Annotated in this window: 22 protein-coding genes and 1 pseudogene; 9 read left to right on the top strand and 14 right to left on the bottom strand. The window is 63.9% G+C overall.

Going from position 1 to position 22,131, the window contains the following annotated elements; all coding sequences use genetic code 11:
- Window positions 1–16: 16 nt before the first annotated feature.
- Complete coding sequence (locus tag CIT39_RS16425) at window positions 17–547, bottom strand: DedA family protein (RefSeq protein ID WP_094974319.1); 531 nt, start codon at window positions 545–547, stop codon at window positions 17–19.
- A 275-nt stretch (window positions 548–822) separates the two neighbouring features.
- Here CIT39_RS16425 and parE point away from each other — a divergent pair, with 275 nt between their 5' ends.
- From parE to CIT39_RS16405, 4 genes are all read left to right on the top strand, one after another.
- The gene (gene parE / locus CIT39_RS16420) at window positions 823–2,868 is read left to right on the top strand and encodes a DNA topoisomerase IV subunit B (protein ID WP_094974320.1); all 2,046 of its coding nucleotides are present in this window, start codon (window positions 823–825) and stop codon (window positions 2,866–2,868) included.
- 425 nt (window positions 2,869–3,293) lie between these two features.
- A complete protein-coding gene (locus tag CIT39_RS16415; RefSeq protein WP_140479463.1) occupies window positions 3,294–4,076 on the top strand; it encodes an outer membrane protein in 783 nt (260 codons plus the stop codon).
- 282 nt (window positions 4,077–4,358) lie between these two features.
- A complete protein-coding gene (locus tag CIT39_RS16410) occupies window positions 4,359–4,544 on the top strand; it encodes a hypothetical protein (protein ID WP_094974322.1) in 186 nt (61 codons plus the stop codon).
- Window positions 4,545–4,565: 21 nt separating this feature from the next.
- Complete coding sequence (locus CIT39_RS16405) at window positions 4,566–5,336, top strand: SDR family NAD(P)-dependent oxidoreductase (protein WP_094974323.1); 771 nt, start codon at window positions 4,566–4,568, stop codon at window positions 5,334–5,336.
- Between the two features lie 112 nt (window positions 5,337–5,448).
- Here CIT39_RS16405 and CIT39_RS16400 read toward each other — a convergent pair whose 3' ends face one another.
- The 4 genes and pseudogenes from CIT39_RS16400 to CIT39_RS16385 form a co-directional block, all read right to left on the bottom strand.
- On the bottom strand, window positions 5,449–6,213 hold the full coding sequence (locus tag CIT39_RS16400) for an outer membrane protein (RefSeq protein ID WP_094974324.1): 765 nt from the start codon (window positions 6,211–6,213) through the stop codon (window positions 5,449–5,451).
- A 179-nt stretch (window positions 6,214–6,392) separates the two neighbouring features.
- Window positions 6,393–6,839, bottom strand: coding sequence for an FAD-dependent monooxygenase (locus CIT39_RS16395; protein ID WP_334272972.1), 447 nt, complete (start codon window positions 6,837–6,839; stop codon window positions 6,393–6,395).
- Entirely contained in the window at window positions 6,836–7,066 is a 231-nt protein-coding gene (locus CIT39_RS16390) for a hypothetical protein (protein ID WP_334273162.1), read from the bottom strand. The genes CIT39_RS16395 and CIT39_RS16390 overlap by 4 nt, the downstream gene beginning before the upstream one ends.
- A gap of 31 nt (window positions 7,067–7,097) precedes the next feature.
- Window positions 7,098–7,223, bottom strand: a pseudogene (locus tag CIT39_RS16385) (FAD-dependent oxidoreductase); the annotation flags it as partial.
- A gap of 209 nt (window positions 7,224–7,432) precedes the next feature.
- Between CIT39_RS16385 and CIT39_RS16380 the strand changes: the two are divergent.
- Window positions 7,433–7,720 carry a hypothetical protein gene (locus CIT39_RS16380; RefSeq protein WP_094974325.1) on the top strand — a complete coding sequence of 96 codons (288 nt, stop codon included), beginning with the start codon at window positions 7,433–7,435 and terminating at the stop codon, window positions 7,718–7,720.
- Between the two features lie 30 nt (window positions 7,721–7,750).
- Here CIT39_RS16380 and CIT39_RS16375 read toward each other — a convergent pair whose 3' ends face one another.
- Complete coding sequence (locus CIT39_RS16375; RefSeq protein ID WP_094974326.1) at window positions 7,751–9,265, bottom strand: caspase family protein; 1,515 nt, start codon at window positions 9,263–9,265, stop codon at window positions 7,751–7,753.
- A gap of 207 nt (window positions 9,266–9,472) precedes the next feature.
- Here CIT39_RS16375 and CIT39_RS16370 point away from each other — a divergent pair, with 207 nt between their 5' ends.
- The 4 genes from CIT39_RS16370 to fabA all read left to right on the top strand — a co-directional run bounded on the left by CIT39_RS16370 (window position 9,473) and on the right by fabA (window position 14,118).
- Window positions 9,473–10,432 carry a helix-turn-helix domain-containing protein gene (locus CIT39_RS16370; protein WP_094974327.1) on the top strand — a complete coding sequence of 320 codons (960 nt, stop codon included), beginning with the start codon at window positions 9,473–9,475 and terminating at the stop codon, window positions 10,430–10,432.
- A 300-nt stretch (window positions 10,433–10,732) separates the two neighbouring features.
- Window positions 10,733–12,256, top strand: coding sequence for a DEAD/DEAH box helicase (locus CIT39_RS16365; protein WP_094974328.1), 1,524 nt, complete (start codon window positions 10,733–10,735; stop codon window positions 12,254–12,256).
- Between the two features lie 166 nt (window positions 12,257–12,422).
- Window positions 12,423–13,490, top strand: coding sequence for a GGDEF domain-containing protein (locus CIT39_RS16360; protein WP_094974329.1), 1,068 nt, complete (start codon window positions 12,423–12,425; stop codon window positions 13,488–13,490).
- A 97-nt stretch (window positions 13,491–13,587) separates the two neighbouring features.
- Window positions 13,588–14,118, top strand: a complete 531-nt coding sequence (fabA, locus tag CIT39_RS16355) for a bifunctional 3-hydroxydecanoyl-ACP dehydratase/trans-2-decenoyl-ACP isomerase (protein WP_094974330.1) — start codon at window positions 13,588–13,590, stop codon at window positions 14,116–14,118.
- A 125-nt stretch (window positions 14,119–14,243) separates the two neighbouring features.
- On the opposite strand, the gene CIT39_RS16350 is transcribed toward fabA, so the two are convergent.
- The 8 genes from CIT39_RS16350 to CIT39_RS16315 form a co-directional block, all read right to left on the bottom strand.
- Window positions 14,244–14,663: a TfoX/Sxy family protein gene (locus CIT39_RS16350; protein WP_094974331.1), complete on the bottom strand. Its 420-nt coding sequence runs from the start codon at window positions 14,661–14,663 to the stop codon at window positions 14,244–14,246.
- 178 nt (window positions 14,664–14,841) lie between these two features.
- Complete coding sequence (locus CIT39_RS16345) at window positions 14,842–15,252, bottom strand: HesB/IscA family protein (RefSeq protein ID WP_094974332.1); 411 nt, start codon at window positions 15,250–15,252, stop codon at window positions 14,842–14,844.
- A 63-nt stretch (window positions 15,253–15,315) separates the two neighbouring features.
- Window positions 15,316–15,687, bottom strand: a complete 372-nt coding sequence (locus tag CIT39_RS16340) for an SUF system Fe-S cluster assembly protein (RefSeq protein ID WP_007609827.1) — start codon at window positions 15,685–15,687, stop codon at window positions 15,316–15,318.
- Window positions 15,684–16,931 (bottom strand): cysteine desulfurase, encoded by a 1,248-nt coding sequence (locus tag CIT39_RS16335; RefSeq protein ID WP_094974333.1) that lies wholly within the window; start codon window positions 16,929–16,931, stop codon window positions 15,684–15,686. The genes CIT39_RS16340 and CIT39_RS16335 overlap by 4 nt, the downstream gene beginning before the upstream one ends.
- A complete protein-coding gene (sufD, locus tag CIT39_RS16330; RefSeq protein ID WP_094974334.1) occupies window positions 16,928–18,232 on the bottom strand; it encodes a Fe-S cluster assembly protein SufD in 1,305 nt (434 codons plus the stop codon). Before sufD ends, CIT39_RS16335 begins: the two co-directional genes overlap by 4 nt.
- An 11-nt stretch (window positions 18,233–18,243) precedes the next feature.
- A complete protein-coding gene (sufC, locus tag CIT39_RS16325; protein WP_162308526.1) occupies window positions 18,244–18,996 on the bottom strand; it encodes a Fe-S cluster assembly ATPase SufC in 753 nt (250 codons plus the stop codon).
- Between the two features lie 62 nt (window positions 18,997–19,058).
- Window positions 19,059–20,555: a Fe-S cluster assembly protein SufB gene (sufB, locus tag CIT39_RS16320; RefSeq protein ID WP_094974336.1), complete on the bottom strand. Its 1,497-nt coding sequence runs from the start codon at window positions 20,553–20,555 to the stop codon at window positions 19,059–19,061.
- 125 nt (window positions 20,556–20,680) lie between these two features.
- Complete coding sequence (locus CIT39_RS16315) at window positions 20,681–21,820, bottom strand: cysteine desulfurase family protein (RefSeq protein WP_094974337.1); 1,140 nt, start codon at window positions 21,818–21,820, stop codon at window positions 20,681–20,683.
- Window positions 21,821–22,131 lie beyond the last annotated feature (311 nt).

The following is a 22,131-nucleotide window of genomic DNA, read 5'->3' as shown; positions in this document are numbered from 1 at the left end:
CGTCAAGGTTCCGGCGTCAGATCACCCGCCAGATCCATTCCATGATCTTCGCGAGCACGTCGCCGAACAGCAGGAGCACGGCCGACCAGATCAGGGCCGAGACGAAATTGGCGGCCTGGAAGCTCCAATAAGGCATCTCGAAGATGCCGGCCGCCAGCGGCACCGAGGCGCGGAAAGGACCGAAGAAGCGGCCGATGAAGATGCTGGGGATGCCCCAGCTGCGCACGAAGGCCTCGCCTCTGGGCAGGAGATCCGGATAGCGCGAGAGCGGCCACATCTGGGCGACCTTCTCCTTGTAGCGGTAACCGAACCAGTACGAGACCCAGTCGCCGAGCGCCGCACCGAGGCCGCCGGCGATCCAGACCGGATAGAAGCTGATGCCACTCACCCCGATCAGCGCACCGATCGCGACCAGCGCGCCCCAGGCCGGGATCAGCAGCGAAATGAAGGCGAGCGACTCTCCGAAGGCGAGCAGGAACACGATCGGAGCCGCCCAGGCCTGGTGAACGCGCACGAAATCGGCCAGGGCGTGCGCAAACTGCTCCATCTAAAAAAGCCTTCCCGCCCCATCTCAAGGTGCTGCTCGATGAAAAGGACTGGTAAGCCAAGGGCTTGTGTGACATCAAGTCACAAAGCTCGGCTCAGCCCCTACCAGCCGGTCAAATTGCCGGCAATTGCAGGGGCCTGCGGCGTAAAATCGCCGGGATTGGCTCCCAACCACACCGCCCGGCCTGCCCCGCGGTAACCTTTCCAAGTCAGAAGTGGCATAGTCGCCCCAACCGATTCGCCGCTGATGCGGCCCCTCAAAGCGTATCAAGATATATGTCCAAACAGTTGAAACCCAAAGCAAAAGACGATTTTTTCGGCGGCGATGAGCCGAAGCCCCGCAGCGCGCCCAAGGCGGCGCCGCGCGGAAGCGGCGGCGAAGCCGACTACACCGCGGCCGACATCGAGGTGCTCGAAGGCCTGGAACCGGTGCGGCGGCGGCCCGGCATGTATATCGGCGGCACCGACGAGAAGGCGCTGCATCATCTGTTCGCCGAAGTCATCGACAACTCGATGGACGAGGCGCTGGCCGGACACGCGACCTTCATCGGCGTCGAACTTTCCGCGGATGGTTTCCTCACCGTCACCGACAACGGCCGCGGCATCCCGATCGATCCGCATCCGAAGTTCCCGAAGAAGTCGGCGCTGGAAGTCATCATGTGCACGCTGCATTCGGGCGGCAAGTTCGACAGCAAGGTCTACGAGACCTCGGGCGGCCTGCACGGCGTCGGCATCTCCGTGGTCAACGCCCTCTCCTCGCTGCTCGAGGTGGAGGTCGCGCGCAGCCAGAAGCTCTACCGCATGACGTTCGAGCGCGGCCATCCCAAGGGCAAGCTCGAGGACCTCGGCAAGATCAACAACCGGCGCGGCACGCGCGTCCGCTTCAAGCCCGATACCGACATCTTCGGCGCCAAGGCTGCGTTCAAGCCGCAGCGCCTGTTCAAGATGACGCGCTCGAAGGCGTACCTGTTCGGCGGCGTCGAGATCCGCTGGAATTGCGCGCCCGAACTGCTCAAGGGCATCGAGGACGTCCCGGCCGAAGCCACCTTCCACTTCCCCGGCGGCCTCAAGGACTATCTTGCGGCTGCAATCCACGCCGACACGCTGGTGCACCCGGATATCTTCTCCGGCAAGTCGGGCCGCAACGGCGCGCATGGCGCCTGCGAATGGGCGGTGGCCTGGACCGCGGATGCCGATGGCTTCCTGTCCTCCTACACCAACACCGTCCCGACGCCAGATGGCGGCACGCACGAATCCGGCTTGCGCAGCGCACTGCTGCGCGGCCTGAAGGATCACGCCGAGCGCGTCGGCCAGGGCAAGCGCGCCTCGTCCATTACGTCGGAAGACGTGATGGTCGGTGCCGCCGTGATGCTCTCGGTGTTCGTGCGCGAACCTGAATTCCAGGGCCAGACCAAGGATCGCCTCGCAACGGCCGAAGCGCAGCGCATCGTCGAGCAGGCGATGAAGGATCCGTTCGATCATTGGCTGTCGGGCAATCCGAACATGGCCAACCGGCTGCTCGACTTCGTGATCGACCGCGCCGAGGAACGGCTGCGGCGGCGGCAGGAGAAAGAGACCGCGCGGAAAACCGCCGGCAAGAAGCTGCGCCTGCCCGGCAAGCTCGCCGATTGCACCGATGCCGGCACCGACGGCTCCGAACTCTTCATCGTCGAAGGCGACTCGGCCGGCGGCAGCGCCAAGCAGGCGCGTGATCGCAAGACGCAAGCGGTGCTGCCATTGCGCGGAAAAATCCTCAACGTCGCCTCCGCCGGCAAGGACAAGCTGACGGCGAATGCACAGCTCTCCGACCTCGTGCAGGCGATCGGCTGCGGCCAGCTCCTGCAATACCGCGAAGAGGATCTGCGCTATCAGCGCATCATCATCATGACCGACGCCGACGTCGACGGCGCCCACATCGCGTCGCTGCTGATCACCTTCTTCTACCGGCAGATGCCGCGGCTGATCGACGAAGGGCACCTCTTCCTCGCGGTGCCGCCGCTCTACAAGCTGACCGTCGGCACCAAGTCTGTCTACGCGCGCGACGACAAGCACAAGGAAGAGCTGATCAAGAGCGTGTTCAACGCCAACGCCAAGGTCGAGGTGAACCGCTTCAAAGGCCTCGGCGAGATGATGCCGGCGCAGCTCAAGGAGACCACCATGGATCCAGCCAAGCGCACGCTGCTCAAGGTGGTGCTGCTCGCCGACGACCGCGATACCACCGCGGATTCGGTGGAGCGCCTGATGGGCACCAAGGCCGAGGCGCGATTCGCCTTCATCACGGACAAGGCCGAATTCGCCAGCGACGAGCTGCTGGACGTTTGAGTCCGCGGCGCAATAGCACTCCGTCGAGAGCCCCGGCGAAGAGCCGTGGCTCTTTTGCGTTTCGTGGCGCGACAACGTCGCCGCGCCGCATAGCTTTGAACGATTCGCGGCGCCGGCGCTGCGACTCGGCCAACGACTCACGGCGCTCAAGCCGAGGCGCAGCTGCCTCCATTTCGGACAAGGTCGAATTTCCTAACGAAACCCTACCTGAAATTGAGTTCCTAAAACACGCTTAAACCATTGAATTTATGAAGCTATTTCAGATTTCGACAATTGCGACCGAAATACCCGCGCACCGGCGTTTTCCGGCGACTGTGCTTGCCCGGCAACAGCATTCCGGCAGGAAACGTCTATAGTCCGGGCATCAGTTGACAAGAACTCCAGTGCGCTCGCGCCTGCTACACAGACCAAGTTGGGGATTTGACATGAAGAAGATTTTGCTCGCTCTGACCGCGGTTGCCGCGATGACCGGTTCGGCCTCTGCAGCCGATCTCGGTGCCCGTCCCTACGTGAAGGCCCCCATGCCGGCGCCCGTCGCCAACTGGACCGGCTTCTACGCCTTCGGCGGTGGCGGCGGCGGCCTCTCGAATGCCGACCAGAGCATTGTGGATACGGCCACCGGCACGCCTTTGACGATCACGCAGCGCCAGGGCGGCTCCGGCTGGTTTGGCACCGTAGGCGCTGGTTACGACTGGCAGTTCAGCGGCACTTGGGTCGCCGGTATCTTTGGCGACGCCCAGTTCGGCAGCATCCGTTCCACCATCCAAGATCCCATTTTCAGCCTCACGGGCAGCCAGAAGCTGGAAACCTCTTGGGCCGCGGGTGTGCGCCTCGGCTGGCTGGTCGCCCCGAACGTTCTCTCCTACGTCAACGGCGGTTACTCCGGCGCTCACTTCGGTCAGACCAACTTTACGACGCTGGGTGGCACTCCCGTGGGCGTTCATCTCGCCAGCTACGACCGTCACGGCTGGTTCATCGGCGGCGGTGTCGAGAACAGCCTGAACATCTTCGGTGTCTCTTCGCCCGGCTGGTTCATGAAGACCGAGTATCGTTCGGCCTTCTACAACGCCAAGACCCAAACCGAGCTGTTGGATGGCACCAACGCGCCGCTCATCAACAGCGTCCGCGCCAACAGCTGGAACCAGACGATCTCGACCTCGCTGGTTTACCGCTTCAACTGGACCGGTCCGGTCGTCGCGAAGTACTGATCTGATCTCACGATCAAACGTCAAAGCCCCGGCATCGCCCGGGGCTTTTTCGTTGTGGGCTTGTCGGCAGCCAATGCCCGTCTTCAGCAACGGTGCGCAGCGCTGAGCTGGGCTTCGACCCAGCACAACATTGCTGATTGCCCTGCCCACGCATCGCACCGGTTCTGCCGGCGCCATTGTATCCGAACCAAAGCTACGGTTACTGTGTGCCCAAGCTTTCGGGACCGCGGCAATCGTTCATGCCGCGAGTCGCGAGGGAAGCGGATCGACGGGGAGGAATGCATGCGCAGATTTCTGCTTGTAGCAGGCCTGTTTGCCCTCGCCATCGGGCTGCTCTGGATCGGACAGGGCACGGGTACGGTTCCCTGGCCGCGATCGAGCTTCATGGTCAACCAGCTGCATTGGGCTGGCTATGGCGCCGCCATGGCCGGCTTTGGGCTGGTGCTGATCTGGCAGAGCAACCAATAAAAGAAACCAGGGAATACAAGCATGACATCCAGCCGGTTCGATCTCCGCGGCAAGGTCGCGATCGTCACAGGAGGTAATGGCGGCATCGGGCTTGGCATGGCGCGCGGCCTTGCCGATGCCGGCGCCGACATCGCCGTGGTCGGACGCAACGAAGCCAAGTCCAAGGCAGCAGTCGAAGATCTCAGGCAGCGCGGCGTCAAGGCGATCGCGGTTGCGACCGACGTCACCGACAAGGCGGCGATCGAGGCCATGATCGCGGGCGTGTTGAAGGATCTCGGCCGCATCGACATCCTCGTCAACAACGCCGGCATGAGCATCCGCAAGCCGCCGCACGAGCTCGAGCTCGACGAGTGGAACAAGGTGATCGAAACCAACCTCACCAGCGCCTTCCTGTGCTCCAAGCTCGCCTATCCGGCCTTGAAGGCCTCAGGCAACGGCAAGGTGATCAACATCGGCTCGATGATGTCGATCTTCGGTGCGAGCTTCGCCACCGCCTATGCTGCGAGCAAGGGCGGCATCGTGCAGTACACGCGGGCCTGCGCCAATGCCTGGGCGCCCGACAACATCCAGGTCAATGCGATCCTGCCGGGCTGGATCGACACCGACCTCACCCGCGGTGCGCGGCAGCAGGTGTCGGGATTGCACGAGCGGGTGCTGGCGCGCACGCCTGCGGGGCGCTGGGGCGACATCGACGATTTCGCCGGCATCGCCGTGTTCCTGGCATCGCCTGCATCGAACTTCGTCACGGGCACCGCAATCCCCGTCGATGGCGGCTTCTCGGTGATGGCCTGAGGCCGGGCCGCACGCAATCCGACGACGCAAAAAAGAAGCCCCGGACAAGTCCGGGGCTTTTGAATTTTGGCAGTGCTTTTTTTGATCGTTGGTCGCGTTGCGGTCGACTTGCTCAGTAACGGGCGATGGTCGGGGCGTCGAACTTGTAGCTCGCGCGCACGACGGCCCATTGAATGTCGCGCGGCTTGGCATCGAAGGTGTAGTTCCCCGAGGTGCCGCCGAGCTGATAGGTCTGGCTGCCGAAGGCCGCGTAGTTGTATTCGAGGCCGACGATCCAGTTGCGGGTGACGCCGTATTCCCAGCCGGCGCCGACGGTCCAGCCGTTGGCCCAGTGGGTCTGTCCGCCGGAGCCCGACACACCGACGGTGTCGCTGACGGAGAGACGGTTGTTCACGCCGGCATAGCCGCCCTTGATGTAGAAGAGGTTGTTCTGCACGGCGAAGCCGGCGCGGCCGACCACGGTCGCGAGCACGTTGGCGCGCCAGGAGAACACGTCGTCACCGGCACCAAACGCGGTGTTCGTGAAAGAGCCCTTGTTGTCGAGGCCGGAGATCGTGCCTTCCATGCCGAACACGTAGTTGTTGGCCTGCCAGTTGTAGCCGATCTGGGCACCGCCCATGATGCCGGATCCGCGCTGACGATAGCCCTCGCCCGGGACGAGATCGCCGAACGGCGCACCGATCCCGTTGTTGATGAACTGCTCATTGGTCCACGCGCCACCGATATGGCCGCCGACATAGAAGCCGGTCCAGTTGAACAGCGGCTCCACATAGGCGGGCGCCTTCGTGTAGCGCGCGCCGAGATCGGCGGCGGAGGCCGCGCCGGTCGAAACCAGAGCGGTCGTGCAGGCGAAGGCGGCAATCAATTTGTTACGCATGGTACACCCCGTGTCCTTTGATGCACGCACGGTCACAGACGGGTGTTACTAAAATTCGAATCAACAGAGTTAACGCGGCGCATGGGCACGCGCTGGTCCGCGAATCCGTCGGCGCTGTTGCACGCACGCAACGCCGCAGGCGCGATTTAACGCGACATTATCCCTACCGAATTGCTGCGCTACGATGACGGCGCAGCCTTCGAATGCACATGCTCGGGTCGCACGCCGAGCGCAAGCAGGCGCGCCGGAATGCCCTGCAACCACGGCAGCGCGGTGATCAGGCGCACGATCAGCGGCACTCGGAGCGGCCGATCGTTCCCCTGCAGGGCGCCGCTGATGATCTTGTTCTGCACGATCACCTGCATCCGCTGCGTCATCCTCGCCGGGAACTCGCGGCGACGGCGTACGGCGTCGAGATCGTTCTCGGACGGGCAGCCGTGCTGTAGCTTGTCCGCCAAGAGATTGGCGGTCGCGACCGCGGCCTGCACGGCGAGATTGACGCCGACGCCGCCGACCGGCGACATCGCATGCGCGGCATCGCCGATGCAGAGCAGGCCCGGCCGCGTCCAGCGCGCCATGCGGTTGATCGCGACGGTCAGCAGCTTGACGTCGTCGAAGCTCTTCACGTGGCGATGCCGCCCTTCAGGGTCGGCGCCATGCGTACGACGTCGTCGAGCAGCGCCTGCAGTCCCCTCGCCTTCACGGCGTCATACTGTCCCTTGGCGATGACATAGGCGCATTGCCAATAGTCGCCGCGATCGAACGTGATCATCATCTTGCCGGGCTCGACGCGCGCAAACTCGTTTTCCGTTTCGTCGGGTTTGCGACCGACGCGGGACCACAGCACGTCCATCGGCGCGCTTCAGGAAGCCGTCGATCAGGCCAAGCTCGTCCATCACCTGAAGCGTCCAAGGATGCACGGTATCACCGCGAAAGTCGCGGAAAAAGATCCGCGTGCTTCTCCAGCACCACGACATGATGCCGGCGCGTCCCAGGAGATAGCCGAGCATCATGCCGCCCAGTCCGCCGCCGACGATGGAACATCGGACCTTCACGGAGCGAGCTTGGGTCGACTTTAAGATACCTGGTTCCACAATTAGCCCCCTCATTTACGACTTTCGGTTCTCTTTGCAGCGCAGCAATCGTGAATTGATTTGCCGCAATGGTGAATGGCCACTAGCGTTGCAAACAGGGAAATCGACTGAGTTCAGGACATGCGGTGCAGACGATCCTTATAGTGCTCGGGGTGTGGATCCTGATCAACGTGCTTTTCGTCGTGATCATGATCCCGCCGCGCAGGCCGCGAACGTCGGATCCACAGCAGACCGGCGCGCTTGCGCCTGTGCCGATCGACCAGAACGGCTATCCGTTCGAGGAGGAGCATGAGAAGCTGCTGCTCCGCCACGTCGTCATCTCGATCGCGATGGGCGCGTTCTTTTCGCTGGCTCCGCCGTTGATCGAAGCCGTCGAGTCCATCAAGCGCTTCATCAGGAAGCGCCGCGCGTAGCGGAAGCGCGCGACACCTCCGCCCGCGTCATCAATTGTTGCTGCGGTTGCCGCTGCGAAAACTCTTGATCTCCGAGACGCTGCCGTCGCGATAGGTCAGTTCCACCGAGATGGACTGCGTGCTCGGTGCAAGCTTCATGTAGAGCGGCATGCCGGCGGTGATCGCACTGGGGTCGCGCATGTCGCAAGCGGGCATCTTCAGCACCTGGTTGGGCACAGCGCTGTCGATGCCGATGCGCACTTCGCGGATGGCGCAGCGATACGACACGAGATGCGTGTAGTACACCAACAGCCCGTTGAACTCGCGGAACGACAGCCAGCTCGTCGCCGTCATGTCGAGGATCTTGCGCTGGTCGCGGATCAGTGCGACCTCGGGATCGAATCGGATCGGGAACGGCCCCTGCATGTCACCGGACTGATCGACATAGCGGACCTCGATGGTGCCGGCCGCCGCGTCCGGCGGCAATTCGATCGACGGGTTCGGCATCCGCTTGCGCGTGCGCGGATCGAGCGTGTCGATGAAGCCGGTCTCGCGGAAATCGCCCTTGCCGGCCATGCGCCAGGAAATGCCAAGCGTCGGGTCGGCAAAGGAGAACACGACGCTCCAGCCGCCATTGTGCCGCGAAAAGCTCGCGATCGGCGCGTTGGTGGTTTCTTCCTTTGGCATCTGCGGCACCGACACCGGCGGCAGCGCCGCAAGCTTCTGCGGCGGCGGATCGGCCGGCCGCGCGACGGCATCCTTCGCCATGCCGCTGAGGAAGACGTCGTCGACCATCTGGTCGAAATAGACCGGCACCTGCCTGTGCTTGACGGTGCCGGCTATCTCGCTGACGAGACGGCGGGTGCGCTGCGCCACCTGTACGAGATTTTCGCCGGGCTGCAGCAGCTCCTTGGCGAAAGTACGTGTGAACACCGAATTGGGATTGGCGTCGTCGTGGGAGAGCCGATCGAGCGCGGTTTGGCGGGGACCGGCCGAAAACACCGAGAACACGCCTTCGGGCAGCTGCACCATCGGAGCAAGCCCGCCGCCGCCGGCGACTGCGCGCGTGCCCTTGCGTTCGAACGGGTTGTTGCGGCATGCGTCGAACACCAGGATCGACGTCCGCGCCTTCTTGTTCTGGAGGCGCTCGACGATGCGGTCGGCCAGGATCGAGGCGTCGCGCACCAGCTCTTCCTGCCCTTCGGTCGCCGCCGGCACGTCGGTCGGCAACAGGTAGTTCTGGCCCGCGATCTCGAAGCCGTGGCCGGCGTAGAAGAAGAACGCGGTGTCGCCGGGCTCGATCGCCTTGTCGAAGGCGAGCAGGGTCTCGGAGAATTGCTGCCGGCTCTGGTTCTCGGCGACCATCACCGAGAAGCCGAGCTGCTTCAGCGTATCGCCCATGGTGCGGGCGTCGTTGACCGCCTTGAGCAGCTTCGGGACATTCCTGTAATCGTTGTTGCCGACGACGAGCGCGACACGCTTCTCGGCATGGGCGGGGGCGACGAAGCCGCTCAGGCTCGCCGCCAGGCCAAGGGCCGCCAGAATTCCGAAAAGCCGACGCGTCATCGCAAAATTCCCGTTACAGAACGGCGCCACGCCGCTTCCCTCGAACGGCAGTTCATTGGACCCCCTGCCGCTGTGTGATAGTCGGCCCAGACGTAACGAGGGTTCAAGCGCCCGGGCCCCGGTTCCACGATCTTCCTATGGCAGATTGCGCTGGAATCTGCTTTTTCCTTGGCATCGGCCAAACGCACTGGAAGCGAGGGGGCTGCCGTGTATCGCTGGTGTACCGACGAAGTCGAGCCGAAGGATCGCTTCGACTATTGGCGCGAGGTGCGCTCCAAGGGTTTGTTCGGCGTCACCGCCGAACTCGATCGCGAACGGCGCGGGGATTTCTTCGGCGAATTTTCGCTGCGCCAATTCGGCGGCGCCGGCCTCGTCGAGCTAAAGGCCTCGCAATATTCAGTCGAACGCAGCAGCTCCGACATCGCCTACGCACCCGGCGACAGCATCTGCGTCTACCAGCAGCTCGGCAGCGGCGGCTGGTTCGGCGGCATGCGCGGAAACGACTTCGCGATCGCGCCGGGAAGTTTCGCCACCAGCCATACCGACCTGCCCTACCGCACCGCGCCGCTCGGCGCCGGAGGTTTCCATTTGCGGATCCTGAAGATCCCGGTCAGCAGCATTCCGGCGCAGGACAAACGCATGCGCGAGCTTGCGCCCCGGACATTCAGCGATCCCACCCTGGCGCCGCTGCTCGGCGCCTGCTTTGCCGATCTCGATGAGGCCGCTGATGGGTGCGCCGTCGATGCGACCTCCCTCGTCCAGACTTTGGCCCATCTGGCGCTGATCGAGCGCGGCATCGTCAGGCCCGGCAGCCGGCGCGGACAGGCCGCGTTGCGGACCGCCCGCCTCTCGCAGGCCCGACGCCTGATCGCGGGCCACCTGCAAAACCCGGATCTGGCGCCGGCGATGGTGGCCGACCAGCTCGGCGTGTCCGTGCGCCACCTGCACATGCTGTTCGAGACCGCGGCGAAGAGCTTCTCGCAGACGGTGACCGACGAACGCCTGAAGCAGAGCCGCCGCCTGATGCGCGAGGCACCGGAGCGGCTGATCGCCGACATCGCGACCTCCTGCGGCTTCGAGAGCCTGGCGACCTATTACCGGGTCTTCAATGCCGCCTATGGCATGGCCCCCGGTGACTTCCGGGCGCAGGCCTCGGATGGGCGTTAGCCGCCGTTTTGGCGGCCCCGGCCTGGACGTGCGGCGAGGCGGAAAAAACCCAGTCGCACCCGCTATTTGGTAAAAACCTCAGGTTTTTTAGGACCTTCCCGCGCCCGCTCCATTGACTTTGGCCGATTCCCGCCTATGTTCCGGGTCGACGCGGCTCGGTATCGAAGAGCGATTCCTGAGCTTGGCGCTTTGTTCGCGTGAGTCAGCACCCCCAGCTTCTTTGAGAGCGCGCCGTTTTGGGGTGGAACGCGACAGCCTTATTACCCTCGATTCCGAACGGCGGTTTCGACCAGAGGCTCAATGTCCTTTTCAGATCTCGGACTGTCCGAAAAAGTCCTCGCCGCAGTGGCGGCCACCGGTTACACCACCCCCACCCCCATTCAGGAACAGGCGATCCCACACGTCCTCGCACGCAAGGACGTGCTCGGCATCGCCCAGACCGGCACCGGCAAGACCGCGGCCTTCGTGCTGCCGATGCTCACCATCCTCGAAAAGGGTCGCGCCCGCGCACGCATGCCGCGCACGCTGATCCTCGAGCCGACCCGCGAGCTCGCGGCGCAGGTCAAGGAAAACTTCGACCGCTACGGCGCCGGCCAGAAACTCAACGTCGCCCTCCTGATCGGCGGCGTTTCCTTCGGCGACCAGGATGCCAAGCTGACGCGCGGCGTCGACGTGCTGATCGCCACCCCCGGCCGCCTGCTCGACCATACCGAGCGCGGCGGTCTGCTCCTCACCGGCGTTGAGCTGCTCGTCATCGACGAAGCCGATCGCATGCTGGACATGGGTTTCATCCCCGACATCGAACGCGTCTGCAAGCTCGTCCCGTTCACGCGGCAGACCCTGTTCTTCACCGCGACCATGCCGCCGGAAATCCGGCGTATCACCGAGACCTTCCTGCACAACCCGCAGAAGGTCGAAGTGTCCAAGCCCGCCACCACCGCCGTGACCGTCACGCAGTGTCAGGTCCCGGCCGGGCGCGAAGCGCATGAGAAGCGCGAATTGCTGCGACGCCTGCTGCGCGAAGCCAAGGACCTCCAGAACGCGATCATCTTCTGCAATCGCAAGCGCGAGGTCGCGATCGTTCACAAATCGCTGCAGAAGCACGGCTTCAGCGTCGGCGCGCTGCACGGCGACATGGACCAGTCGGCCCGCACGGCGGCGCTGGAACAGTTCCGCAAGGGTGAGCTGCCGCTGCTCGTCGCCTCCGACGTCGCCGCCCGCGGTCTCGACATTCCCGAGGTCAGCCACGTCTTCAATTTCGACGTCCCCCACCATCCCGACGACTACGTCCATCGCGTCGGCCGCACCGGTCGCGCCGGCCGCACCGGCACCGCGATCTCGCTCGTGACGCCGCTCGACCAGAAGTCGATCGTGGCGATCGAGAAGCTGATCGGGCAGAGCATTCCGCGCGCCGAAGGCGACTACGAAGTGAGTGCCGACACCGGTGAACACAGTGATCGCCCGCGCGAGTCGCGCGGCCGCGAGCGCTCGCGTGGCGGACGCGGCAAGCCGCAGCGCGGCGGTCGCGACCGTGAGCGCAGCCACGAGCCGCGCGTCGAGGCTCGGCCAGCAGCCGAAACACGGCCCGCTCCCGAGGCAAGACCTGAACGCGAAGCGAGGCCCGCACGCGAGGCAAGACCTCCGCGTGAAGCCAGGCAATCATCCGAGCGTCATGGCTCGCGCCAGCAAGCCAATCCGTCGCATGTGCCGTCGATCGGCCGGCCCGAGCCACGCCGCCAGCGCGAGGCCGACACCGAGCCGGGCGATCATTCGCATCTGCCGGCGTTCCTGCTGCGGCCGGTTCGCTCCCCCGCCGGGGCCTGAAGCGCGATGCGCGCCAGGCTTTCGGTTGAGCAAAGCCTCCTCACAATTTTTTAGATGTATCCGTGAACGTATATTTACGGGGCGTTCACGATCGTCCGTTAGCCTACGAACATAATTTAAGCATTGCTGCGGTCGACGGCGCATCGACCGCTGTGGGGTATGTTCCGTGGTCAAGGTTCTCGACGAACACGAACGCACGATGGCGTTCGCCGAGGTAGCGCTCGGGCAGATCCGATCGCTGCGGCAGACGGCAATTCCCCGCAACTATGAGATTTGGTACGTCTACGCCACCGGCTACAACGCGCCGCTCAACAAGATCATCAACGAGACGCTGGCGCGCAGCGGCAAGCTGACTGAAGCCGACCTCGAGCAGATCTACGAGACCTATCTCTCCCACATCAAGACCACCGACCGCATCGACAAGGTCGGCGCGCGCGTCATCGGCGAGATCGACGACGTGATGAAGGTCTTGAGCGACGCACTCGGCGTGACCGGCTCCTACGATGCCAGCCTGTCGGGCGCCACCGAGAAACTGGCGTCGGCCAAGAGCCGCGAGCAGATCAAGTCGATCGTCGAAACGCTGCTGCGTTCGACCAGCGAGATGCGCGAGACCAACAAGACGCTGGAAGACCGGCTGACGCTGTCGAAGAACGAGATCAGCAATCTCCAGCTGAGCCTGGAGGCGATCCGCGCCGAAAGCCTGACCGATCCGCTCACCGGCCTTGGCAACCGCAAATATTTCGACCGCATGATCGACATGGCGGTGCAAACCGCGCTCGCCTCGGGCGAGCCGCTGTCGCTGCTGCTGTTCGACATCGATCACTTCAAGTCCTTCAACGATTCCTACGGCCATCTCACCGGCGACCAGGTGCTGCGGCTCGTCGGCCTTTCGCTGAAGCAGACCATCAAGGGCCAGGATATCACCGCGCGCTATGGCGGCGAGGAATTCGCGGTGGTGCTGCCCAACACCGCGCTGCGTCAGGCCCTCACGGTGGCCGACCACATCCGCCGCGCCGTGATGGCGAAGGAATTGAAGAAGAAGTCCACCGGCGAGATCCTCGGCCGCGTCACCATCTCCGTCGGCGTCTCCATGCTCAAGCCGGGCGACGACACCGATGCGCTGATCGAGCGTGCGGATGCCTGCCTCTACGCCGCCAAGCGCAACGGCCGCAACCGCGTGATCTGCGAGGCCGATCCGGAATACGCGGACGAGACCCACAGCCGCGTGGCGTGAGGCGATCGCGGCGGGCCGGACGGCTGCGGTTGACATTCCAACCTGCCGACCGACATCCTCTGCGCCGCCGGACCGCGAGCATCGAGGATTTGTCGTCGTGCCCAATCCGCATGATTTCCACACGCCGCAACCGTCCTACACCCGGGACGAACTGCTGAGATCGGGCGACGGCGGTTATTTCGGGCCGGGCAATGCGCAATTGCCGGCGCCGCCGATGCTGATGATGGACCGCATCACGGAGATCAGTCTGGACGGCGGCGAGTTCGGCAAGGGCCATATCGTCGGCGAGCTCGACATCGTGCCGGACCAATGGTTTTTCGATTGTCACTATCGCGGCGATGCGATGATGCCGGGAAGCCTGGGGCTGGATGCGATGTGGCAGATGGTCGGCTACTGGCTCGGCTGGTCGGGCTCACCTGGCAAGGGCCGCGCGATCGGCGTCGGCGAGGTGGAGGTCACCGGAGTGGTCACGCCGGAGACGCGACGCGTGCGCTACGAGGTCGCCATGCGCATGGTCCGCCGCGGCAAGCTGGTGCTCGGAATCGCCGATGGCCGTGTGCTGGCTGACGGCGTGTCCGTCTTTGCGGCGAAGGATATGCGCGTAGGCCTGACCAAGGCCGCGGACTGAAGTCCCGTAGGGTGGGCAAAGGCGCGCAAGCGCCGTGCCCACCATCTCGGCATGATTATTTCGAACCGTGGGCACGCTTCCGCCGTCGCTCTTCGAGCTAGGGCGGACAAGTCGCTTTGCCTTTCCTACCGCACCTTCCTTTTGGCTGCCTTTTTGGCCAACCGCTTCTTCGGCACGGCTTTTCTTGTCGCCTTCTTCGCCGCCGCCTTTTTCTTCGGCCGCGTCTTCACCTTGGCGCGCTGGGCGGCGGCGAGCGCCGCCCTCGCCCATTGCGCGAGCTCGGCGGAATCGTCGAACAGGCGCGCAGGCAGCTCCCAATAGGAGTTCACCACCACGATCTTGGCGCGGGTCGAATATTGGAACGGTTTTGAGCCTTCGGCTTCAAAGTCCGGGATCGTCACCTCGTCGGCCCGAAAGAACAGGCCGGCACGCAGCGACAGCGCGAAGTTGATGCCGTCGGCTGAGATGCCGTAGCCGGAGAACATTTTTCGGATGGTGACGGGGCCGAAATCGGCGAACAGGTCGGTCAGGAATTCGCGGTCCATGGCCTACACTCTCTCCCCCGCGTCGTCCCCGCGAAAGCAGGGACCCATAACCACAGGGAGAAGTTTAGCGAAGACTGGCAGCTAAGGAAGCGTGGTACTGATACCGCACATCACCGCCGGATCACGCGGTATGGGTCCCGTTCGCCGGCACGACAGTGGAGCAAGGCGCTAGCCAAGCTTACCCGTCGATCTTGGCCGGACGCAGCTCGACCGACTCGCCGCAGCCGCAGGCGGAGATCTGGTTGGGATTATTGAAGACGAACTGGGCCTGCATCTTGTCGGCCTTGTAGTCCATCTCGGTGCCGAGCAGGAACAGTACGGCCTTTGGGTCGACCAGGATCTTGACGCCCTTGTCCTCGACGACCTCGTCGGTCGGGCGGACGTCATGGGCGTATTCGACCGTGTAGGACTGGCCGGCGCAGCCGCCGTTCTTCACCCCGACGCGCAGGCCGACGATCTCGGAGTCGGCGCGGTTTGTCAGTTCGCTGATGCGCTGGGCGGCAGCGTCGGTCAGCCGCATTACCTGCGGGCGTGGCCGCCGCGGCTTGGGAGTGGATGCTGGTGTCGAGCCTGACGATATCTGGGTCATGTCAATGATGTGGTCCGTTGCGGCGCGAATTCAATGCCGAGGATTCAAAGCAAGCGTTACGCGTCACCACATGTTGAGGACGAGGCGGGCCTCGTCGCTCATGCGCTCGGGCGTCCAGGCCGGCTCCCAGACGACCTTGACGTCGACCACGCCGACGCCGGGAACGCTGGCGACCGCGTTTTCGACCATGGTCGGCAGTTCGCCGGCAGCAGGGCAGTTGGGCGTCGTCAGCGTCATCTGGACATCGACCGAGCGGTCGTCCTTGATCTCGACCTTGTAGATCAGGCCAAGTTCGTAGATGTCCGCCGGGATTTCCGGGTCGAACACGGTCTTCAGCCCGGCGATGATCTCGGTGGTGAGACGCTCGGTCTCCTCCGGCGGCAGCGCCGAACGGGTCTCCATCGGATTGGCTTTGATTTCGGCCGTGTCACTCATGCGAACAAATCCCGCGCCTTCAGCAGCGCCTGTGCCAGATGATCGACTTCTTCCCGCGTATTATACATGCCGAACGAGGCTCGGCATGTGGCCGTGACGTTGAACCGCTCTAAAAGCGGCATCACGCAATGGGTGCCGGCGCGCACTGCGATGCCCTGGCGGTCGATCACGGTGGCGACGTCATGGGCATGCGCGCCCTTCAGCTCGAACGAGATCACCGGACCCTTGCCGCGTGCCGTGCCGATCAACCGCAGCGAGTTGATCTCGCGCAGCTTCTCCTGGGCATAGGTGGTGAGATCGCGCTCATGCGCGGCGATGCGCTCCTTGCCGATCGAATTGACGTAGTCGATGGCGGCGCCAAGGCCGACGGCCTCGACGATCGCGGGCGTGCCCGCCTCGAATTTATGCGGAGGATCGCCGTAGGTGACGACATCGCGCGAGACCTCGCGGATCATCTCGCCGCCGCCATTGAAGGGGCGCATCGCGACGAGGTGGTCGTACTTGGCCCAGAGCACGCCGATGCCGGTCGGACCGTACACCTTGTGGCCGGTGAAGACGTAGAAGTCGCAGCCGATGTCCTGGACGTCGACGGGCAGATGCACCGCACCCTGGCTGCCGTCGACCAGCACGGGAATGCCCCGCGCGTGGGCGATCTTCACGACCTCCTTGACCGGCACGATGGTGCCGAGCGCATTCGACATCTGAGTGATCGCGACCAGCTTGGTCTTGGCCGTCAGAAGCTTCTCGAACTCGTCGATGAGGAAATTGCCCTCGTCGTCGACCGGCGCCCATTTGATCACGGCACCTTGACGTTCCCTGAGGAAATGCCAGGGCACGATGTTGGAATGGTGCTCCATGATCGAGAGGACGATCTCGTCGCCCTCTTTGATGTTCGGCCCGCCCCAGGACGAGGCGACCAGGTTGATGGCCTCCGTCGCGTTGCGGGTGAAGATCACTTCCTCGGTCCGGGGCGCATTGATGAACTGCGCGACCTTGGTGCGACCGCCCTCATAGGCTTCGGTCGCGGCATTGGCGAGGTAATGCAGGCCGCGATGCACGTTGGCGTATTCGCTCGTATAGGCCTGCGTCATGCGATCGAGCACGGCGCTCGGCTTCTGCGCCGAGGCCGCGTTGTCGAGATACACCAGATTCTTGCCATAGACCTGCAAGGCGAGCGCCGGGAAATCCTGGCGGACGCGCGCGACGTCATAGGCGCCGTTTTTGACTGCCGGATGCGTGCTCATTGGCGCCGCTCCAGCCAGCGCTCGGCGATGCCGATCACATGCTCGCGCAAGCCGTCATCGGCGATCTGCTCGATCGCTTCACCGACGAAGGCCTGGATCAGCAGCGCTTGGGCCTGCTTCTCCGGCAGGCCACGCGCCTTCAGATAGAACAGCAGGCTGTCGTCCAGCGCGCCGGCGGTGGCGCCGTGGCCGCAGGAAACGTCGTCGGCGAAGATTTCCAGCTCGGGCTTGTTATCGGCCTCGGCTTCGTCCGAGAGCAGCAGCGCGCGGATCATCATCTTGCCGTCGGTCTTCTGCGCGTCAGGACGGACGATGATGCGGCCCTGGAATACCGAGTGCGCACGGTCGTCGAGCACGGCGCGGAAGACCTCGCGGCTGACGCAGTTCGGCACCGCATGGTCGACCACCAGCGTGGTGTCGCCATGCTCGGTCTTCTGCAACAAATTGACGCCATTGGCCGAGAGCTCGCTGCCCTCGCCTGCCAGCGTGATGAACCCCTGCAGACGGCTGACCGCGGCACCCGTGGTCATGTTGAAGAAGTTCAGCTTCGTGTTCGCTCCGACGGTCACGAAGTGCGAGCTGATGTTCACCGCGTCAGGCGCATCGTCCATCAGACGGATATGTGCGACATCAGCGTTGTCGCCGATCGAGAGGATGACGGCATCGTTGACTTGGTAGGCTTTCGCACCGACTGCGACAAAGCTCTCGATGATGGTGGCGCTGACGCCCTTCCCAACCATGACCCGCGAGCGGGTGAAGGCCGAGGCGGAAGCCGCGGTTGCGAGATGGATGATCTGGATCGGCGCAGAGAGTTGCGCACCATCCGCAATCGACAGCACGACACCGTCGGTCGCCATCGCCGCGTTCAGCGCGATCACGGCATCGGTGGTCGCGGTTTTCAGCAGACCGGCATCCTTCTCCAGCGTCTCCCGCAACGTCTTGAAGCCGGCCTCGGCGGCGAGCGCCTTCACGTCGGACAGATCGCCTGCGAACACGCCGTCGACCAGCACCAGCTTGCGGGCACCCTCGATCGCATGCGCCTTGACGGCTTCCGCGGCGCGCTTCAGCGCAGACGCATCGGGCGCGGCCGCCAGCGGCAGCACCTCGCCGACCAGCGCGCGCAGGTCGGTGTATTTCCATTCCTCGATCCGGCGGTGCGGCAGGCCGAGACGCTCATAGGTCTCGAACGCCTCGCGGCGCACCGCGATCACGGAAGGCGAACCCGGCAGCCGGCCTTCGGCGCTGGCGAAGAGATCGCTCACCGCGCGGCCCTTTCCGGTCTTTGCCACAGCAACGTTCATCGCAAAATTCCTTACGCGGCGTCCTCGAACTGGGCGTAGCCGGACGCTTCCAGCTCGAGCGCCAGTTCCTTGCCGCCGCTCTTCACGACACGGCCCTTCGACATCACGTGCACGATGTCGGGCACGATGTAGTTCAGCAGCCGCTGATAATGGGTGATGACGACCATCGCGCGCTTGGGCGAATGCAGCGCGTTGACGCCGTCGGCCGCGATGCGCAGCGCATCGATGTCGAGGCCGGAATCCATCTCGTCGAGGATGCACAGGCTCGGCTCGAACAGCGCCATCTGCAGCACCTCGTTGCGCTTCTTCTCGCCGCCGGAGAAGCCGACATTGACGCCGCGCTTGAGCATGTCCTGCGGGATGTTCAGCGACTTCGAGACCTCGCGGACCTTCTTCAGGAAGTCGGGCGTCGAATATTCGCTCTCGCCGCGCGCCTTGCGCTGCGCGTTGAGCGCGGTGCGCAGGAAGGTCATGGTGGCGACGCCGGGAATCTCGACCGGATACTGAAACGCCAGGAACACGCCTTTCGCGGCGCGCTCCTCCGGAGCCATCTCCAGCAGGTCCTCGCCCTTGAACAAGATCTGACCGTCGATGACTTCATAGCCGGGCTTGCCGGCGATGACGTGGGAGAGCGTCGACTTGCCGGAGCCGTTCGGCCCCATGATCGCGTGGATCTCGCCCTCGTTCACGGTCAGATTCAGCCCGTGGAGGATCTCACGCTCCTCGACACGAACCTTGAGGTCTTTCACTTCAAGCAAAGCCATCTTGGTATCCAGTTTATTCAATTGATGCATGGAGCGCCCGAGGCGCACCGCGAGGGTCGGAGCTAACCGACCGACCCTTCGAGCGAGATCGAAATCAGCTTCTGCGCTTCCACCGCGAATTCCATCGGCAGCTGCTGCAGCACGTCCTTGACGAAGCCGTTGACGACGAGGCCGACCGCTTCTTCCTGCGAAAGGCCGCGCTGGATGCAGTAGAACAGCACATCCTCGGAGATCTTCGAGGTCGTCGCCTCGTGCTCGAACGTCGCCGACGAGTTCTTGGCCTCGATGTACGGCACGGTGTGCGCGCCGCATTTGTCGCCGATCAGCAGGGAATCGCAGGCCGTGAAATTGCGGGCGCCGGTCGCCTTGCGATGCGCGGTGACGAGCCCACGATAGGTGTTCTGCGACTTGCCGGCGGCGATGCCCTTGGAGATGATCCGGCTCGACGTGTTCTTGCCGAGATGGATCATCTTGGTGCCGCTGTCGACCTGCTGATAGCCGTTCGAGATCGCGATCGAATAGAACTCGCCGCTGGAATTGTCGCCGCGCAGGATGCAGCTCGGATATTTCCAGGTGATCGCCGACCCGGTCTCGACCTGGGTCCAGGAAATCTTGGAGCGGTCGCCGCGGCAGTCGCCACGCTTGGTGACGAAATTGTAGATGCCGCCCTTGCCTTCCGAATTGCCGGGATACCAGTTCTGCACCGTCGAATATTTGATCTCGGCATCGTCATGCGCGACGAGCTCGACCACGGCGGCATGCAGCTGGTTCTCGTCGCGCTGCGGCGCGGTGCAGCCTTCGAGATAGGAGACGTAGGCGCCCTTGTCGGCGATGATCAGCGTGCGCTCGAACTGACCGGTGTTGCGCTCGTTGATGCGGAAATAGGTCGACAGCTCCATCGGACAGCGCACGCCCGGCGGCACGTAGACGAACGAGCCGTCGGAAAACACTGCCGAGTTCAGCGTCGCGTAGAAATTGTCGGAGGTCGGCACCACCGATCCCAGATATTTCTGCACCAGTTCAGGGTGCTCGCGGATCGCCTCCGAGATCGGCATGAAGATCACGCCGGCTTTCTTCAGCTCCGCCTTGAAGGTGGTCGCAACCGAGACCGAATCGAAGACGGCATCGACCGCGATCTTGCGGCGCGCCGGGTCTTCCTCGCCGGGCTTGGGCTCGACGCCTTCGAGCATCGCGACTTCCCGCAAGGGAATGCCGAGCTTCTCGTAGGTCTTGAGAATCTCCGGATCGATCTCGTCGAGCGAGGTGATCGTCTTCTTCGGCTTCGGCGCCGAATAGTAATAGAGGTCCTGGAAATCGATCTTGGGATAGTCGACGCGGGCCCAGGTCGGCTCGGTCATGGTCAGCCAGCGCCGATAGGCCTCCAGCCGCCACTGGAGCATCCAGGCGGGCTCGTTCTTCTTCTCGGAGATGAACCGGACTGTGTCTTCCGACAGCCCCTTGGGGGCCTTGTCGGATTCGATCAGGGTCTCAAACCCATAGCGGTATTGGTCGACGTCGATGCGCTTGACGCGCTCGACCGTCTCTTGCACGGCTGGCATTCTATCCTCCGCTCGCGGTTTCAAGGACCGCGGTGGATCAAACTCGGACGAGTATTACGATGTCTATTACGATGTTTTTTGGCGGAAAGCACGGGCTTAGAACCGTTCAAGCCCTGTTTCATCGCCTATCCCTTAAGTAGGGTATTACCGAGCTTTCGCCAAGCCTCTAACGCCCTATTGATGTCATCCGGTTCCGTGGACCAGCCCAGACTGAGGCGCACCGCCCCCTGGGCCACCGCGGGATCGTACCCCATGGCCGACAGCACGTGGGACGGCTGGACCTTGCCCGAGGAACAGGCCGACCCCGACGAGACTGCGATGCCTTCGAGGTCAAAGCCGATCACGGCGGTCTCGGCCTTGAGGCCGGGCGCGGCGAAAAGAACGGTATTCGGCAACCGCTCAACGTCATCCGAGAAGACGGTTGCGCCGGCGGTTCCCCGGATACCATTTTCCAAGCGAATTCTGAGGGTTGCCATCTGCTCCGCATCTTCCGAAAGAGTCTGAAGCGCGACTTTCACCGCTGCGCCGAAGCCGGCGATTCCCGCAACATTCTCGGTTCCGGCGCGCCGGTTCAGCTCCTGGCCGCCTCCCCGCAGCAAGGGCTCCAATCCGCTCAGTCCCTCGGCCACGACCAGGGCACCGACACCCTTGGGGCCGCCGACCTTATGTGCAGAAAAAGTCGCAAGATCCGCGCCCACGATGTTGATCTCGAACGGAATTTTCCCGAGCGCCTGGATTGCATCGACGTGCAGGAGGCCGCCGGCCTCGTGGACGACCCGGGCGACCTCCGCGACCGGCTGGAGCGCGCCGGTTTCGTTGTTCGCGGCCATGACGGAAACCAGGGCCGAAGGGCCGTCAGCGAGCAGGCCCCTGAGACGGTCGAGATCAACCACACCGGAACGCAGCACCGGGATCAAACCGATCTTGTCCGCCGGGAACCGGCCACCGGCGAGCACCGAGGCGTGCTCCACGGCCGAAACCAGCAGCCGTTCGACCGGGCCGCCAGATGACCGCCGCAGGCCAGGCGACAGCGCCATCGCGTTGGCTTCCGTTCCAGCGGAGGTGAAGACGACGTTGCGCGGCAGCGCCCCTACCGCTGCTGCCAGTGCGCCACGGGCCTCTTCCACTAGCCGACGCGCCTCCCGTCCCTCGGCGTGGACCGAGGACGGGTTGCCGACCAGATCCCAGGCAGCAAGCATGGCGCGTCGCGCTTCCGGGCGCAGCGGCGTGGTCGCATTCCAGTCGAGATAAACGCGGTTCCGCATGTAGTATTATATTACCTTGCTTGGAAGACCCGGCCTGTGGGACCCCTTTGGTCCGACATGGCGCCCCGGCCCGCGCTTGGCAACGGGCGATTCCATGTCCGCGGCCGCCGATGACGCGACCATGACACGCTAACATCTTGAGCCCATTGAGTGATGTTCAAGATGCTTGCTTTTTGACCCTCAGCCTATGTTAGAACCCGCACCGTCAAGTCACCGCGCGCCTTCAGCGCATCACCGCAAGGCGCGCCTTCTCACCCTTCATTCGCGCTTCCGTCGGCACCCGCCGACGAGGCCACAATCGGTTGATTGCC

Origin of the sequence: Bradyrhizobium symbiodeficiens, assembly GCF_002266465.3 — a bacterium.
GTDB classification, from domain to species: domain Bacteria; phylum Pseudomonadota; class Alphaproteobacteria; order Rhizobiales; family Xanthobacteraceae; genus Bradyrhizobium; species Bradyrhizobium symbiodeficiens.
The sequence above is the reverse complement of the archived record's forward strand: the minus strand, read 5'-3'. Positions and strand labels throughout refer to the sequence as shown.